Genomic DNA, 15,615 nt, shown 5'->3' on the forward strand with positions numbered 1-15,615 from the left:
CCGATGGGCAAGCCGACAGGATTTCTGGAGTTCGGGCGCAACACGCCGGAGCATCGACCCGTTGCCGTGAGGCTCCGCGACTGGAAGCAGGTGTACGAACCGTTTCCCGCCGAGGAGTTGAACCACCAGGCCGCTCGCTGCATGGACTGCGGCATCCCGTTCTGCAACAACGGCTGCCCGCTCGGCAACCTGATCCCGGACTGGAACGACCTCGTCTACCGCAACCAGTGGCAGGACGCGATCGAGCGACTGCACGCCACGAACAACTTCCCGGAGTTCACCGGGCGCCTGTGTCCCGCACCCTGCGAATCGGCCTGCGTGCTCGGGATCAACCAGGACCCCGTGGCGATCAAGAGGGTCGAGGTCGAGATCATCGACCGGGCCTTCGCCGAGGGATGGGTCGAGCCGCACAGGCCGTCGGTGCGCACCGGCAAGAAGATCGCGGTCATCGGTTCGGGCCCGGCCGGCCTGGCCGCCGCCCAACAACTCACGCGAGCCGGACACGACGTCGTGGTGCTGGAGCGTGCCGATCGCATCGGTGGACTCCTGCGCTACGGCATCCCCGAGTTCAAGATGGAGAAGCGCCACATCGACCGCCGTCTCGCTCAGATGGAGGCCGAAGGCACCGAGTTCCGCACCAACGCCGGCGTCGGCGAGACCGTCGACATGGAAGTGCTGCGCGCGTCACACGACGCCATCGTGCTGGCCTGCGGGGCGACCCAGTGGCGTGATCTGCCGATCCCCGGCCGCGATCTCGACGGGATCTTCCAGGCCATGGAGTACCTGCCGCCGTCGAACCGCGTGCAACTCGGCGACATCGACCGGAGCCCGATCGACGTGAACGGCAAGCACGTCGTGATCATCGGCGGAGGCGACACGGGAGCCGACTGCCTCGGCACCGCTCATCGTCAGGGCGCTGCCTCGGTGACGCAGTTGGAGATCATGCCGATGCCTCCCGGGCAACGTGCTGCCGACCGCAACCCGTGGCCGCAGTTCGCCATGGTCTACAAGGTCACCTCGGCGCACGAGGAAGGCGGCGAACGCCTCTACTCGGTGAACACCGAGGAGTTCATCGACGACGGCAACGGCAACGTGCGGGCGCTGCGCCTCCACGACGTGGAGATGGTCGACGGCCGCTTCACGAAGATCGAGGGAACCGATCGCGAGATCCCCGCCGACTTCGTCTTCCTGGCGATGGGCTTCGTCGGGCCCGAGAAGGGCTCGTGGCTCGACGAGATGGAACTGGAGTACGACGAGCGCGGAAACGTCGCGCGTCGTGACGACTACATGACCAACCAATCGGGTGTGTTCGTGGCCGGCGACATGGGTCGCGGACAGAGCCTGATCGTGTGGGCGATCGCCGAAGGTCGCGCGGCTGCCGCCGGGGTCGACGAGTACCTGATGGGCGAGACCCGCCTGCCGGTGCCGATCCTGCCGACGGCACGCCCACTGATGTGAGCCCCCGGTCACGTCCACGGGCGTGATCGACAGCACGTTCGGGTGCCACACCTCGTGCGCTTGCACGTCGTAGGCTCGACACCATGCGTACGACTACTTCTCACCGGATCTCGGCGGGTCTGGCACCGCTGCTGGCCGCGGGGCTCGCGTTGAGTGCGTGCGGTGGCAGCGACGGTGAAGCCGCGTCGTTGCCCACGGTCACGCTCGAGGCGGGAGCGACGAGTTATGCGACGTTGCCCCCCGCCACCGTCGCGTCCGAGGTCGTCGACGGCGCAACGACGACCGTCGATCCGACCGCCGTCCAGGACTACGAGGTCCAAGCGGGCGACTACGGGTTGAAGGTGGCCAACGACTTCGGCGTGTCGATCGAGGACCTCGAGGCGGTCAACGGCTGGTCGGATGCGGGCAGGGAGTTCCCCTTCCCCGGCACGATCATCAAGATCCCCGCCGGCGCAACGCCGCCGTCGGCCACACCCGCCGAGACCCCCACGGCCACACCCGCCGAAGGCGGAACCGAGACCGAGACCCCGGCCACCGGAACCGAGACCCCGGCCACCGGCACCGAGCCCGAGACCACCGGCGAGGCGATCCCCGAGGTCGGCGACAACTGTGACCCCGGCAGCTACGTGATCGAGGAGGGTGACACGAGCCGCTTCCGCGTGGCGGAGAAGTTCGACGTGACCGTCGAGGCCATGGACGCGGCGAACACCGGCACGAACGGCTACGACGCGTTCTACCCCGGTCTCACGATCGTCATCCCCGGCAAGGACGACTGCTGACGCTCAGAGCTGGTCGAACACGAAGTTGATCTGCTTCACCGTCTCCATGGTGGCACTTGACGCGACCGAGTAGCGGTGCCCCGGGAACAGGATCGTCTCGTCGGGTACCCGTGCGAGGCGACGCAGGCTCTCGCCCATCTGCGCCGGGTTCGATCCGGGCAGGTCGGTGCGACCGCACCCCTCCAGGAACAACGTGTCGCCTGCGACGAGACGGCCGTCCACCAGGAAGCACTGGCTGCCGGGTGTGTGCCCCGGCGTGTGCAGCAGGGTGATGTCGATCCCGCCGACGCTCAACACGTCGCCGGAGTCGTGACCGACGAGATGTTTCTCGGACACGTGGGTGGTCTTGCACACCCACTCGGACTCGGCGGACTGGATGTGGATCGGGCAGTCGACCCGTTCGAGCAGTGTGGTGATGCCCTCGATGTCGTGACCCATCATCGATCCGCCGACGTGATCGGGGTGGTAGTGGGTGGCGAGGACGCCGGTCACCGTCATGTCGTCGGCTTCGAGCACGTCGACGATCTCGTTCACCGCGTAGGCGGGGTCGACCACGACGCATTCCCCGGTGGACCGGTCACCGATGGCGTACACGAAGTTCACCATCTGAGTGGCCAGCGCGTCGCCGGCGGCGAAGTCCTTGCCCGAGAGGAGTTGGCGGAAGTAGAGCCGATCGTCGTTCGTTGACACAGCGGTCAGCGTACGCTTGGGCACCATGTCCGACCCGATCGAACCCACATCGAACCGTCTCCGGACGATCCGAGACGGCGTGATCGAACTCGACGGACTGGACCTGAGCGTGACTGCATCGGGACGCTCGTGACCCACTCCACACTCGAATCGCTCACCGCCGGCCAGGCGATCGTCTTCGGCGGAAACCGCGTCACGACCGTCCCACCGGAACTTGCTGCGGCGTTCGCCCCCGGTGACCGCCTCGTCGTCGTCCAGGACACCGGCGATCTGTTGCACGTCCCCGCCACCGAACACCTCGTCGTCAACACGGCCGTGAGCGAGGCGCTCGCCGGATTCGCCGGTCTGGCACGGTGCACCGAGCAGCAGATCTCGGCCTTCTTCGCCGGCTTCGCGCAGCGCCTGGCCGACGAGGCAGCCTTCGCTCCGATCGCCGCGGCCAACGACGCCGACGTCGTCGCGGCACGGGCCGACGGGCGTTCGACGACTCGCCTCGAACTCACGGCGTCCATGCGTCGGGACATGATCGACGGGCTCGGCGTCTGGGAACGCGCCGCGTCGGGACGCGACGGACTCGTCGAGTCCGTCGAACACGACGGATGGCGACTCGACGCACGACGCGCACCGCTCGGCGTCGTGGCCTTCGTGTTCGAGGGCCGTCCGAACGTGTTCGCCGATGCCTGCGGCGTCCTGCGCAGCGGCAACGCCGTCGTGTTCCGTATCGGATCCGATGCGCTCGGAACCGCTCGTGCCATCGTCGAACACGCGCTCGTGCCGGCGTTGGACGACGCTGGGCTACCGATCGGCGCGGTCCGACTCGTCGACTCCCCGTCGCGCAGCGCGGGGCATGCCCTGTTCAGCGACCAGCGGCTCGCGCTCGCCGTGGCCCGTGGATCGGGACGAGCGGTCGCACAGCTCGGGGCGGTCGCATCCCAGGCCGGCATTCCCGTCAGCCTGCACGGGACGGGCGGCGCCTGGATGGTGGCGGGTGAGCACGCCGACGCCGATGCACTGACCGCAGCCGTGACCCACTCGCTGGATCGAAAGGTGTGCAACACGCTGAACTGCCTCGCCGTCGTCCGGTCGCGAGCCGACGAGTTGGTGCCCGCTGCGCTCGCCGGCCTCGATGCTGCGGCCTCGGGTCGTGGCACCAGCGGACGCCTGCACGTCGTCGAGGGCACCGAGCAGCACGTACCCGCCGATCGGTTCGACACGACGTTCACGATCGAGCGCGCCGGGGGGCTCGTCGAGGAGCCCGCCGCGTCATGGCTGGCCGAAGAGGGCCTGGCCACCGAGTGGGAGTGGGAGAACAGCCCCGAGATCACGCTCGTCGTGGTCGACTCCGTCGAACACGCGGTCGCGCTGTGCAACCGCTACAGCCCGCACTTCGTGGCGACCTTGATCAGCCACGACGCCGACGAGCACGAAGAGTTCTACGCGTCGGTCGATGCTCCGTTCGTCGGCAACGGCTTCACCCGCTGGGTCGACGGCCAGTACGCACTCGACAGGCCCGAGTTGGGCCTGTCCAACTGGCAGAGCGGCAGGATGCTCGGACGCGGAGGCATCCTGTCGGGCGACAGCGTCCACACGGTGCGCTACCGCGCCGAGGTGACCGACGTCGGTACCCATCGCTGACATGGTGAACCCGCCACCACCCGCGAACGTGGCACCGGACCGGGCGCCGTGGCCGCCGCCGTCGACGCCGATGGGCGTGGTGTTCGCACCGCCGCGCGACCCGCACCCGACGTTGCCGCTCGCCGCCGGAGTCGGTGCGATCGTGGTGCTCGTCGTCTCCCTGCTGGGTTCGAAGGTCGTGCTCGACCTGATCGTCGACTTCGAGTGGCCGGTCGTGGTCTACGTGGCGCTGCTCGGGGTGCTCGGCTACGGCCCGTCGGTGGCGTGGTGGTGGTTCTCCATGACGCGGTGGGGGAGCGGGAACCGTGGCCACGACGTGGGCTTCACGCCCCGCTGGTCGGACCTGGGCTGGGGCCCGCTGATCTGGCTCGCCACCATCGGCGTCCAGGTGGCCGTCGCCACGATCGTGCTCGCGCTCGACGTCCCGCTCGCGAACAACACCGACGACGTGGGGGAGTTGGCGACCGACCGCACGTATGCGGTGGCGATCGTGATCACCGCTGTCGTGGCCGCGCCGCTGGTAGAGGAGCTCGTGTTCCGCGGAATCGTCATGCGCAGTCTGCTCTCGGTGACCGCCGCCCCCCTGGCCGTGGTCGGGCAGGGGGTGCTCTTCGGCGTGGCACACGTGGACCCGGTGCGCGGCGTCGGCAACGTCGGCCTGGCGATGGTGCTGTCCGCCGTGGGCGTGTCGTTCGGCGTCGCCGCCTACCTGCTCCAGCGGATCGGTCCCACGATGGTCGCACATGCGATCTTCAACGGGATCGTGATGATCATCCTGCTGTCGGGCATCCGTGACCGACTGCTCGAGAACGATCCCGACCCCTTCGACCTCGACACCGCTCCGGCGGGGTCAGTCCTCGAACAGGTCGCGGTTGTCGATCAGGCGCACGTCGTCGAACCACACCGCGGTCGCGATCCTCACCCGGCCGGGTGACCGCACGCCGAATCGTGTGACCTCGGTGAGGTCGTCGGCGTCGAACACCGTCGTGTACTCCCACCGCGCGGACGGCTCCGCGAAGACGACCGACCTCGCAGCGTCGACCGCATCGGCCGGGGTCCCCGACCGGGCGGCGGCGACCGCCGCGTCGAGCGACCGCGGGACGACGACCGCCGCATCACGCTGAGCAGGCGTGAGTCGGACGTTGCGACTGGACTGGGCGAGTCCGTCGGAGTCGCGCACGATGGGGTGGCCGACGATCTCGATACCGGTGTCGAGATCGGCCGCCATCCGAGCGATGATCCTGAGCTGCTGGTAGTCCTTCTGACCGAAGATGCCCACGTCGGGTCCCACGGCTCCGAACAGCTTGCTCACCACCGTGGTCACCCCTTCGAAGTGACCCGGACGTCCCGGTCCTTCCATGAGGTCGGCGAGAGCACCGGGCACCACCCGCGTCTGGAATCCGCGCGGATACATCACGGCGGCGGTCGGCGCGTAGACCGCCGCCACGCCCGCCGACGCACATGCGGCAACGTCGTCGTCGATCGGCCGGGGATATGCGTCGAAGTCGGTGTCCACGTTGAACTGCAACGGGTTGACGAAGATCGACACCACGACGTCGTCGCACCGCTGCGTGGCATCGGCGACCAGCCGCAGGTGGCCGTCGTGGAGTGCTCCCATGGTGGGCACGAACCCGATCGTGCGGCCTCTGCTCTTCCGGGACATGGACCACGCGCGCATCTCGTCGGGCGTCGTGATCGTGATCATCGCACGGAGCGTAACGATCGGCGTCGTGGCGGTCGTCGTTTCACACGTCCAGCCGACGTGTGTAATCTGGCACGACTGTGACGGGGTTGGGGGATCTGCTTGCGCCGTTGCGCCAACGCGAGTGCCTGATGTTGTTCTGTGCACACGTCGCCTCCGGGCTCGGCGACTGGGCCGGTCGACTGGCGCTGAGCGTCGTGGTCTACCAACGGTCGAACTCCGCGCTGTGGGCCGCGTCGGTCACCGCGGTCTCGCTCCTTCCATGGGTCGGCCCCGGCCAGGTGATCGCCACCTTCGCCGACCGGCTCGGACGGGTGACCATGATGGTCGGCTGCGACGTCGCCCGGGCCGTGCTGTACCTCGTCCTGCTGATCACGATGCCGTTGCCCATCGTGTTGTGCGTCGCGTTCCTCGCCGGCCTGCTCGCACCTCCGTTCGCCGCAGCCCGCTCGGCTGCGATGGTCGACGTCATCGCACCCGACATGTACGGAAAGGCGTTGAAGCTGTGGGGCGCGACGTTCCAGTTCGAGGCGATCGTCGGGTTCGCTCTCGGAGGGGTGGTGGTCGCCACCGCGGGTGTCGACACCGCCATCACGCTGAACGCCGCGACGTTCCTGATCTCCGCCGTGCTGCTCACGCCACTGTGGAAGTCGAAGGCGTCACGTGTCCACGGTGCACCGCAGGCCGGGCTGGCCGGACTGCGATCGGGGATGCGGGTGTGGCGGTCGGACCCGCACCTCCAACGTGCGCTGGTGCTCTTCGTCGGCCTCGGCGCCTTCTCCGTGGTGCCCGAAGCGCTCGCGGTGGCATTCGTCGCCGAGACCGACCTCCCCGACGTGTTCGTCGGCCTGCTCATCGCCGGTGGGGCCGCCTGGTCACTGGTGGTGATGGCGCGGCTCCCCGACCTCGACAGCGACGACGAACTGCTGTTCACGGCCGGTCGTCGCACCGGCAGGTACGGGTCGGCCGCGGCGATCCTGTTCGTGGTCGTCGCAGGGGCGACGGGGGCGATCGGGTGGTTCGGCGCCGGCGAGGCCGGAACCGTGCTGATCGCCGTGGCGGCGCTGGTCTCCTATGCGGTCGCGGGCGGCCTGGACGCGGTCGGGGTGCCCACCAACCAGGTGGTCGGACGTCGCCTGCCGGTCGAAGGTCGCACCGCTGCGATGTCGGTCGGAATGGGTGCCGCGTACAGCGGACAGGCGCTCGTGATCCTCGTCGTCGGAGCGATCGCCACGGTCGTGCCCGTCGTCGTGGTGCTGGCAGGCTCGATGGGGACCGCTGCCGCACTGTCCCTGTGGCTCACGCGGGGAGCATCGGTTCCGGCGGCCGCCCTCAGCCCGGAGACCTGATCACCCGACCAGGTCGCGCCACGCGGGATCGTCGCCGATCGTCGATGCCTCGACGATCGCATGCGTGCACGCAGCGGCGAAGACGTCGGCACCGGCACGCAGCAGCGAGTTCAACGCGGTGACACGGGCAGCGGGTTCGTCGGGCAGGACGACGTCACCGGTGGCGAGGCAGAAGATCGTGTCGCCGTCGGTCATCCCGTGAGCGGGCCGGATCGCCCGTGCGAGCCCGTCGTGGGCGACCGACGCGACCTTGGACGCCTCCGACTTGTCCAACCGCGCGGAGGTCGCGACCACACCGATCGTCGTGTTGAGGCGAGGCCCCGGCTGCTTCATCGCCTCCAGGACGGCTCGGCGTCGAGCGGCCGATGGTCGCCTCAGCCCGAGACCCGACGACTCCCACGGCAGAGCGGTCGCCGGATCGATCGCCGACCCGATCGAGTTGACCACAGCGACGGCGCCGACCATCACCTCGCAGTCGCCCACGGCCACCGTCACGCTCGCCGTGCCGACTCCGCCCTGGAGTCCACCCGCCCGAGCGCCGGTGCCCGCACCGACCGAACCCCAGGCCGGCGTCCGACGTCCGGCCAGGGCCGTCCGGGCGGCCCGTTCCCCGAACGAGGCGTCGGGGCGATTCGCGAACCTCCCGCCTCGACCGAGATCGAAGATCACCGCAGCAGGAACGACCGGCACCACCCCCTCGCCGATCGGGAACCCGAGTCCCGCCGTCTCGAGGACCTGCATCACCCCGTGGGCAGCCGCGAGGCCGAAGGCGCTGCCCCCGGTGAGGGTGACCGCGTGGATCGTGCGCACCAGGTTCTCGGGTCGGAGTGCATCGGTCTCGCGAGTGCCAGGACCCCCGCCACGCACGTCCACCCCCGGGGTGGCACCGGCTCCGACGGTGACGACCGTGGTGCCTGTCTGCCAGCCGGCAGCCGTCCGCTGATGGTGCCCCACCCCGACGCCGGACACGTCGAGGATCGATCCGAACGGCGTGCTCGACTCGATCCGACCGCTGGACCCCACGTCAGCCCCAGAGCGTGCGGATGTCGGGTTCGGGATCGTCGACCACGCCGGGGAACGGACCGATCCGCTGCGTCGCCCGCCGGTCGACGTCGAACGGCGGCCACCCGGGGTCGCCGTGTTCGGCGAACTCGAGCAGGGCCGAGGAGAACTGGTCGGCAACGGCCTGGCGATCCTCGCCCAGCCCGGTGAACATCTCGGCACCCTGCGCGTCGAGCGTGTCGAACGCGTACGGAAGGTCGAGTCCGTGACAGCATCCGAGCACGCCGCCCCAAGACGTGGACGGTTGGTCGAACGTGTACATCCACGTCGACGCGCCGGCCTGACATCGAGCTTCGGCCAGACGCTGTGCCGGGCGGCGGAACGTCTCGTCGGTCTGCATCGCCGACACCAGCGCGCTGGCATCGGTGCCCGGTCGGAGCTCGCGGTACACGTCGATCGCTTCGGCCGAACGGGATCCGAACCTCGCGGCGAACTCGCGCTGCACGTCGGCCTCGCCCCACCCGGACCGCGTCGGGTCGAACGCCGTGAAGAGCAGCATCTCGTCCCGGTTGGCGCCGACCACGACCGGGCGAGGGTCGCGCGCCGCGACGTCGAGGATCGACGTGGGGAACACCGGGGCGGCCCCGGCGGGGGAGAAGGCCCGCATCGAGGCGTCCACGGGCACGGACTGCTGGGCCGCGAGCAGTTCGTCGACCGACAGCGAGGCCAGGTCGGACGAGTCGCCGCCCGCACCGACAGCCTCGAGGAACGCCTGCTCGAACCGGGCGGCGGTCCCGGCGTCTCGAAGTTGCAGGAGCGACGGGCTCATCGCCCAGACGCGGTGGAACAGGTCGTCCGCTTCGGGAGCGGCCAACAGTGAGACGACCGCCGAGCCGCCGGCTGACTCGCCGAAGATCGTGACGTTGTCCGGCGCGCCGCCGAAGTCCGCGATGTGGCGCTGTACCCATCGCAGCGCCGAGATCTGGTCCAGGGTGCCGAGGTTGCGGTCGCCGAGGAACCCCAGGGCGCCGAGGCGATAGTTGATCGTGACCACCACCACATCGCCGCCGCGGGCGAGAGAGGCCCCGTCGTACCAGGGCATCGATGCCGTGCCCGTGACGTAGGCACCACCGTGGACGAACACCAGGACGGGTCGCGCTCCGGCATCGGACGCCGGCGTGACGACGTTCAGGAAGAGGCAGTCCTCGCTCATCGCGAGGCCGCTGGCGCCCAGCAGTTGCTCGAGCACTCCACCCACCTGGGGTGCCTGTGCACCGAACTCGGTGGCATCGTGCCGATCGCCCCATCCGACGACGTCGACGGGCGCCGCGAATCGCTCCGCCGTGGCGAACCTCAGCCCCCGGTATTCCGTCGAGCCGCCACGATCGATCCCTCGGATGTCCACGTTCGGAACCTACAGCGACCCCGTAACGTTGCGGGGTGCTCGAGCGAGACCCCGTCCCGAACACGGCGGTGCGGCGCCTCCTCACCGGCGTCAAACGAGCCGCAGGCGAAGGCGTGCACCGCGGGTGGGAACTGGCGATCGAACTCGGAGCCATCGGGCCCGACACCCGTCGCGGCAAGCGGTTCGGTCGGTTCGGACGCAACAGCGTCATCTGCTTCCCTCCCAACACGCTCTTCAACGAGCAGTACATCCACATCGGGGAGGGCACGTTGTTCGGTCCGCAGATCACGCTCTCGGCCGGGATGGTGCCCGGACAGTCGATGGTGACCGACCCTGTGATCTCCGTCGGCGACCGGTGCCTGTTCGGCAAGGGGAGCGGCATCGTCGGCCACCTGGAGATCCGTGTGGGCGACGACGTGTGGACCGGTCACCACGTCTACATCACCGACCAGAACCACGGCTACGACGACCTCACCCTGCCGATCTCGCAGCAGGTGATGCCGGAGAAGCCGGTGACGATCGGCGACGGCTCCTGGCTCGGACACGGCTCGGTCGTCCTGCCCGGAGCCCAGATCGGCAGACACGTCGTGGTCGCGGCGAACAGCGTGGTCACCGGCACCCTCCCCGACAACTGCGTCGCAGCCGGCGTGCCCGCCCGCGTCATCAAGCAGCTCTGACGCCGACGCGATGAGCCTCAGCCGAGCACGCCGCGGCGCGGCGGGGAGCAGCTCTTCATCTCGTTGTCCGCTGCGAACGTCTCGAGGCGTTCGGTGATCGGAACTCCCTGGACCGCCGTCTCGGTGAAGGGCACCTCGTTGCCCGCGCGGTACTCGGCGGCGTAGTCGTAGCGGTCCTGGATGAGGGTGCGCCAGTCGGCGATCCAGTCGGGGACGATCGCTGCGCCCTTCGGATCGTCGGGAAGGTCACTCGCGAGTTCGTCGATCATGGCGGCGTAGAGATCCGTGCCCTCCTCGATCAGGTCGGCGCGCACCTGGAGGTCGGGGCTCGCCTGGAGGTCGAGACGACGCACGGCGAGCTGCACCGGTGCGCAGACCTCCTCGGCGTTCGCCGCCCACGCCCGGTCCTCGAACTTGTTCACCGAGGTCTTGTCGATCAGGAACAGCGCCCAGAACCAGAACGCCGCGAAGGCGAGAAGTCCGACGACGACGAGCAGACGACGGAACGTGAAGCTCCGGTCCTGCGCCTCGATGCCGTCGTCACCCTCGGTTCGGCCGCCGTCGGGACTGCGCTGCGTCGTACCGTCAGGTGTCACCACACCATCGGACGTTAGAGGCTCGTGCCGCTGGTAGACACCCGCCGTGGCCGAGAGTGACGCATACCCCGAGCCGCCGAGCGGCTCGCGTCTGCGTCGCAACCTGCGCCTCATCGGTTCGATGCTCTCGCTGCATCCCCGCCAGTTCACCCTCTCGTTCGTCGGTGCGGCGGTGTTCGCCATCGCGACCGTCACCTCCAGCTTCGCGATCCGCTGGGTGATCGACCACGTCGTCCTGCCTCGCTTCGAGGACCCACCGGGTTCGGGTCCGGTGACGACGGCTGCGGTCGGGACCGGCACCGTCGCGATCGGTGTCGCGATGATCATCGGGATCGGCCTGATCCGTGCGGTCGGAGTCGTCTTCCGGCGCGCCTACGCGTCCGAAGGCATGTGGCGCGTCGCGGAGACCTACACGAACCAGGTGGTCGACCGGCTCGTACGACAACCACTGTCGTGGCATCGTCGACATCCCGACGGCGACCTCGTCGCGCGGGCGGGCGTCGACACCGAGTCGACGGTGAGTGTCATCGCTCCCATCCCGTTCGCCTCCAGCACCGTGCTGATGATCGTCGTGTCGACCGTGTGGTTGTTCCTCATCGACATTCCGCTCGGCATCGTCGCGGTGACCGTGTTCCCGCTCGTGGTGGTCACCAACGTGGTGTACGAGCGGGCCGTGTCGGAGCACTACACGCGAGCCCAGGCCCAACTCGGCGAGTTCTCCGCAGGGGTGCACGAGAGCTTCGAAGGCGTGCAGTTGGTGAAGGCGTACGGCGCCGAGACCCGCGAGACCGAACGACTCACCGTGCTCGCCGACCACGTGCGGGTGTCGCGTGTCGAGGCGGTGACGCGGCGCAGCATCTTCGATGCGCTGACCGACATGATCCCGGCGCTCGCCAACATCGCGCTCGTCGTGCTCGGCGCGATCCGTGTGGACTCGGGCGACCTGACCGTCGGGGAGTTCTCGAGCGTGATCTTCCTGTTCACCCTGCTCGTCCTCCCTCTCCGCTTGATCGGGTACGCCCTGTCCGAACTGCCCCGGTCGATGGCCGCGTGGATCCGCATCCAGGCCGTCGTGAACGAGGCGATCGAGGCCGACCCCGAGCGTGCCATCGGCCGACCCGAGCCGGGGGTCGGGGTGCGCCTCGACGCCGTGCGCTTCCGTCACGAGGCGTCGTCGGATCCCACGTTGTCCGACATCGACCTCGAACTGCCCATCGGCTCGATCACGGCGCTCGTCGGGCCCACCGGGTCGGGCAAGTCGACGCTCGCCGACATCGTGCTCGGCCTCGTCGCCCCCACCGCCGGACGGGTGTCGTTGGCGGGCGGCCCGCGCGCCATCGTGTTCCAGGAGGCGTTCCTCGTCGCGGGAACGGTGCGTGCGAACGTCGCGTTCGGATCCGACGTGGACGACGATGCAGTGTGGGCGGCGCTGCGACTCGCTGCGGCCGACGACTTCGTGCGCGAGTTGCCCGCGGCGCTCGACACCGTCGTGGGGGAACGTGGCATCAGCCTGAGCGGGGGCCAGCGTCAGCGTGTCGCACTCGCCCGGGCGCTGGTTCGTGAGCCGGTGATCCTCGTGCTGGACGACACGACGTCTGCGCTCGACCCCTCCACCGAGGCGCTGATCCTCGACCGCCTCCGCGCCTCCCTCGACGCCACCGTCCTGCTGATCGCGTCGCGCCCGTCGACGATCGCGCTCGCCGACGACGTCGTCTTCCTCGCCGACGGACGCATCGCCGGACACGGCAGCCACAGCGAGTTGCTGGCCGACGTCGCCGAGTACCGCGAGATCGTCGAAGCGTTCGAGGCCGATCGCGCCGGTGCGCCATGAGCGTCGGATTCACCTCCAGCGTCGACACCGACGAAGGTGCGGTCTCGACGATCCGGCGCGGGCTGGCCGCGGCGCCTGTTCTGCGCAACGGTCTCTGGATCACCTTCCTGCTCGCCGCCCTCGGATCGGCCGGTCGGGTCGTGGTGCCCATCCTCATCCAACAGGCGATCGACAAGGGGATCGTCGGCCAGGCCACCGGGGAAGGCGTCGACGTCGCCGTGGTGGTGCGTCTGGCCGCGGTCGGCACCGTGGCCGTGCTGATCTCGGGCGTGGCGTTCCGTCAGGCGTCGTATCGCCTGAGCGTGCGCAGCGAGCGTGCGCTCTACGACCTGCGCGAACGCCTGATCGGCCACATCCACCGGCTGAGCCTGGCCGACCACGGCGAGGAGCGCCGTGGTGGCCTGGTCGCCCGCGTCACGAGCGACATCGAGACCTTGGCGCAGTTCTTCCAGTGGGGCGGGATGTCGTGGATGCGCAACTCGGCGCTGATGGTGATCGTGTCGATCGTGATGCTCGCCTACGACCCACTGCTCTCGTGCGTCGCGTTCGTGGTGGCCTTCCCACTCGCCATCGTCCTGCGAGCGGTCCAGCACCGACTCGTGGTCGCCCACGGCGAGGCCCGCGAGCGCAACGGCGAGATGCTCGGCGCGATCGCCGAGGTCGTGTCGGGGGCTGCCTCGATCCGCGCCTACGGGGCGGGGGAGCACATGAGTGGCATCGTGCGCGAGGCCACCGACCGCAAGGCCCGTCAGCAGATCCGCGCCGCGTGGTACGGAGCGTTCCTCTTCCCGTCGGGTGAGGTCTTCTCCGTGTTCACCGTATCGGCCGTGGTCGTGGTCGGCGTCTGGCGGGGAGACGCCGGCGGCCTCACGGCCGGTGCCGTGGTCGGGTTCATCTTCCTCACGTACCGGTTCCTCGAACCCATCTCCGAGTTCACGGAGATCATCGACCAGACCCAGACCGCCGTGGCCGGCCTGCGACGCGTGCTGTCGGTGCTCGACATGCCCGTCGGGCCGCCGGCCCCCGCCGAGCCCGTCTCCCTCCCCGCCGGCTCGCTCGACATCGACATCGACGACGTCACGTTCCGCTACCCGAACGCCGCCGTCGACGTGTTGCGCGACGTGTCGATCGCGATCCCCGCGGGCCAGCAGGTGGCGATGGTCGGAGCCACCGGGTCGGGCAAGAGCACCCTCGGCCGGCTCGTCGCACGGTTCGCCGACCCGACCGACGGACGGATCTCCTTGGGAGGGGTGGACCTCACCGAGGCCGACCCCGGCGAACTCCGGCGGCGGCTCGTCGTGGTGTCCCAGGAGCCCTTCCTGTTCGACGACACGATCCTCGCCAACATCGGCTTCGCACGCCCGGAGAAGTCTGCCGACGAGATCGCCGCGGTGATCGCCGACCTCGGAGCCACCGAGTGGATCGACGCTCTCGACGACGGCATCCACACCCGGGTCGGGGAGCGCGGTGACGGGCTCTCCGCCGGGGAGCGCCAGTTGATCGCACTGGTGCGCGCAGGGCTCGCCGACCCCGACGTGTTGATCCTGGACGAGGCGACGTCGTCGGTCGACGCGCTCACCGAGGTCCGCATCGCCCGCGCCCTGGAACGTCTCGCTTCGGGTCGCACCACCATCGCCATCGCTCACCGTCTGTCGACGGCGGCGCGTGCCGACAGGGTGCTGGTGCTCGAGGACGGCGTCCTCGTGGAGGACGGTCACCACGACGACCTCGTCGCCGCCGACGGCGTCTACCGCCGACTCCACGACGCCTGGATCAGCGCGACGTCGGTCTGATCCGGGCCGCCTCACGCACCCGGGGCGGTGGAGGAGTCAGGACTGGGCCATGCCGAACGGGCGTGGTCCGTTGACTTCGAGGACCGAGCAGTCGAGGTCGTCGAAGCGGAGTTCCTCGACGGCCTGGAACACACGACGCTCGCCGCCCGGAACGTCGGAGACCACGGCGTCGACGGTCGTGTCCTCGTCGAGCGACACGACCACGGTGTAACTGCGCTCTCGATCGTCGAGGTTCGTGATCGCGCCGGTCACCCGCGTCGTGCCGTCCACGTCGACGCACTCGGTCAACTCGACCTCGTGGGGACCGGGGTCCTCGAAGTCGGCGATCGACCGGACGATCACCACGCTCAACCAGATCCCGACTCCGCTCAGGAGGATGCCGCACACCCCGGTCACGATGCCGACGGTCGCCGCACCCCGAGCGGACTCCACTCCGCGGCGGCGCCACCCCACGACGACGGCGACGATCCCGAAGACCGCTGCGACGAAGGAGACGAACGGGATCCATCCGGTGCTCAGCGAGATGATGCCGAACACCATCGCGAGGGCACCCGATCGACGGTCCGGACGCCGCGTCGGAATCGGCGACACGCCGCGCTCGCCGTCGGTGGCGACGTCGCCGGTCCACTCCGAACCGTTGTGGTAGCGGAACTCGTGGTCGCCGACGGGGTCGGGGAACCAGCCAGCCTGCACCGCGC

General features: G+C 69.4%; 14 protein-coding genes. 8 read left to right on the forward strand and 6 right to left on the reverse strand.

Annotated elements, in window-relative coordinates; genetic code table 11:
* Positions 1 to 3 precede the first annotated feature (3 nt).
* Together ABJK40_RS19000 and ABJK40_RS19005 are read left to right on the forward strand one after the other, a co-directional pair.
* Positions 4 to 1,458: a glutamate synthase subunit beta gene (locus tag ABJK40_RS19000; protein ID WP_348480971.1), complete on the forward strand. Its 1,455-nt coding sequence runs from the start codon at positions 4 to 6 to the stop codon at positions 1,456 to 1,458.
* Positions 1,459 to 1,541: 83 nt separating this feature from the next.
* Positions 1,542 to 2,237 (forward strand): LysM peptidoglycan-binding domain-containing protein, encoded by a 696-nt coding sequence (locus tag ABJK40_RS19005; protein ID WP_348480970.1) that lies wholly within the window; start codon positions 1,542 to 1,544, stop codon positions 2,235 to 2,237.
* 3 nt (positions 2,238 to 2,240) lie between these two features.
* Here the strand turns inward: ABJK40_RS19005 and ABJK40_RS19010 are convergent, their stop codons facing one another.
* A complete protein-coding gene (locus ABJK40_RS19010; protein WP_348480969.1) occupies positions 2,241 to 2,927 on the reverse strand; it encodes an MBL fold metallo-hydrolase in 687 nt (228 codons plus the stop codon).
* A gap of 129 nt (positions 2,928 to 3,056) precedes the next feature.
* Between ABJK40_RS19010 and ABJK40_RS19015 the strand changes: the two genes are divergently transcribed.
* Both ABJK40_RS19015 and ABJK40_RS19020 read left to right on the forward strand, forming a co-directional pair.
* The gene (locus ABJK40_RS19015) at positions 3,057 to 4,562 is read left to right on the forward strand and encodes an aldehyde dehydrogenase family protein (protein WP_348480968.1); all 1,506 of its coding nucleotides are present in this window, start codon (positions 3,057 to 3,059) and stop codon (positions 4,560 to 4,562) included.
* Position 4,563: 1 nt separating this feature from the next.
* The gene (locus ABJK40_RS19020) at positions 4,564 to 5,496 is read left to right on the forward strand and encodes a type II CAAX endopeptidase family protein (protein WP_348480967.1); all 933 of its coding nucleotides are present in this window, start codon (positions 4,564 to 4,566) and stop codon (positions 5,494 to 5,496) included.
* On the opposite strand, the gene panC is transcribed toward ABJK40_RS19020, so the two are convergent.
* Positions 5,413 to 6,267 carry a pantoate--beta-alanine ligase gene (gene panC / locus ABJK40_RS19025; RefSeq protein WP_348480966.1) on the reverse strand — a complete coding sequence of 285 codons (855 nt, stop codon included), beginning with the start codon at positions 6,265 to 6,267 and terminating at the stop codon, positions 5,413 to 5,415. The genes ABJK40_RS19020 and panC overlap by 84 nt on opposite strands.
* 86 nt (positions 6,268 to 6,353) lie before the next feature.
* Between panC and ABJK40_RS19030 the strand changes: the two genes are divergently transcribed.
* Positions 6,354 to 7,613, forward strand: a complete 1,260-nt coding sequence (locus tag ABJK40_RS19030; protein ID WP_348480965.1) for an MFS transporter — start codon at positions 6,354 to 6,356, stop codon at positions 7,611 to 7,613.
* Here ABJK40_RS19030 and ABJK40_RS19035 read toward each other — a convergent pair whose 3' ends face one another.
* Both ABJK40_RS19035 and ABJK40_RS19040 read right to left on the reverse strand, forming a co-directional pair.
* Entirely contained in the window at positions 7,614 to 8,636 is a 1,023-nt protein-coding gene (locus tag ABJK40_RS19035; protein ID WP_348480964.1) for a P1 family peptidase, read from the reverse strand. It abuts the gene before it with no gap.
* A 1-nt stretch (position 8,637) separates the two neighbouring features.
* Entirely contained in the window at positions 8,638 to 10,020 is a 1,383-nt protein-coding gene (locus ABJK40_RS19040) for a carboxylesterase family protein (protein ID WP_348480963.1), read from the reverse strand.
* Positions 10,021 to 10,055: 35 nt separating this feature from the next.
* On the opposite strand from ABJK40_RS19040, the gene ABJK40_RS19045 reads away from it, so the two are divergent.
* A complete protein-coding gene (locus tag ABJK40_RS19045; protein WP_348480962.1) occupies positions 10,056 to 10,697 on the forward strand; it encodes an acyltransferase in 642 nt (213 codons plus the stop codon).
* A gap of 17 nt (positions 10,698 to 10,714) precedes the next feature.
* Here ABJK40_RS19045 and ABJK40_RS19050 read toward each other — a convergent pair whose 3' ends face one another.
* Positions 10,715 to 11,293: a hypothetical protein gene (locus tag ABJK40_RS19050; RefSeq protein ID WP_348480961.1), complete on the reverse strand. Its 579-nt coding sequence runs from the start codon at positions 11,291 to 11,293 to the stop codon at positions 10,715 to 10,717.
* 46 nt (positions 11,294 to 11,339) lie between these two features.
* On the opposite strand from ABJK40_RS19050, the gene ABJK40_RS19055 reads away from it, so the two are divergent.
* Together ABJK40_RS19055 and ABJK40_RS19060 are read left to right on the forward strand one after the other, a co-directional pair.
* Positions 11,340 to 13,124 (forward strand): ABC transporter ATP-binding protein, encoded by a 1,785-nt coding sequence (locus ABJK40_RS19055; protein ID WP_348480960.1) that lies wholly within the window; start codon positions 11,340 to 11,342, stop codon positions 13,122 to 13,124.
* Positions 13,121 to 14,917: an ABC transporter ATP-binding protein gene (locus ABJK40_RS19060; protein WP_348480959.1), complete on the forward strand. Its 1,797-nt coding sequence runs from the start codon at positions 13,121 to 13,123 to the stop codon at positions 14,915 to 14,917. Before ABJK40_RS19055 ends, ABJK40_RS19060 begins: the two co-directional genes overlap by 4 nt.
* Positions 14,918 to 14,953: 36 nt before the next feature.
* Here the strand turns inward: ABJK40_RS19060 and ABJK40_RS19065 are convergent, their stop codons facing one another.
* Positions 14,954 to 15,610 carry a DUF2510 domain-containing protein gene (locus ABJK40_RS19065; RefSeq protein WP_348480958.1) on the reverse strand — a complete coding sequence of 219 codons (657 nt, stop codon included), beginning with the start codon at positions 15,608 to 15,610 and terminating at the stop codon, positions 14,954 to 14,956.
* Positions 15,611 to 15,615 lie beyond the last annotated feature (5 nt).

The organism is Ilumatobacter sp. (assembly GCF_039969435.1).
Taxonomy (GTDB): domain Bacteria; phylum Actinomycetota; class Acidimicrobiia; order Acidimicrobiales; family Ilumatobacteraceae; genus Ilumatobacter_A.

Excerpts from the sequence above, each read along its gene's own strand:
- ABJK40_RS19005 (WP_348480970.1), top strand. The coding sequence starts at position 1,542 with ATGCGTACGACTACTTCTCACCGGATCTCGGCGGGTCTGGCACCGCTG.
- ABJK40_RS19000 (WP_348480971.1), top strand. The coding sequence starts at position 4 with ATGGGCAAGCCGACAGGATTTCTGGAGTTCGGGCGCAACACGCCGGAG.
- ABJK40_RS19060 (WP_348480959.1), top strand. The coding sequence starts at position 13,121 with ATGAGCGTCGGATTCACCTCCAGCGTCGACACCGACGAAGGTGCGGTC.
- panC (WP_348480966.1), bottom strand. The coding sequence starts at position 6,267 with ATGATCACGATCACGACGCCCGACGAGATGCGCGCGTGGTCCATGTCC.
- ABJK40_RS19020 (WP_348480967.1), top strand. The coding sequence starts at position 4,564 with ATGGTGAACCCGCCACCACCCGCGAACGTGGCACCGGACCGGGCGCCG.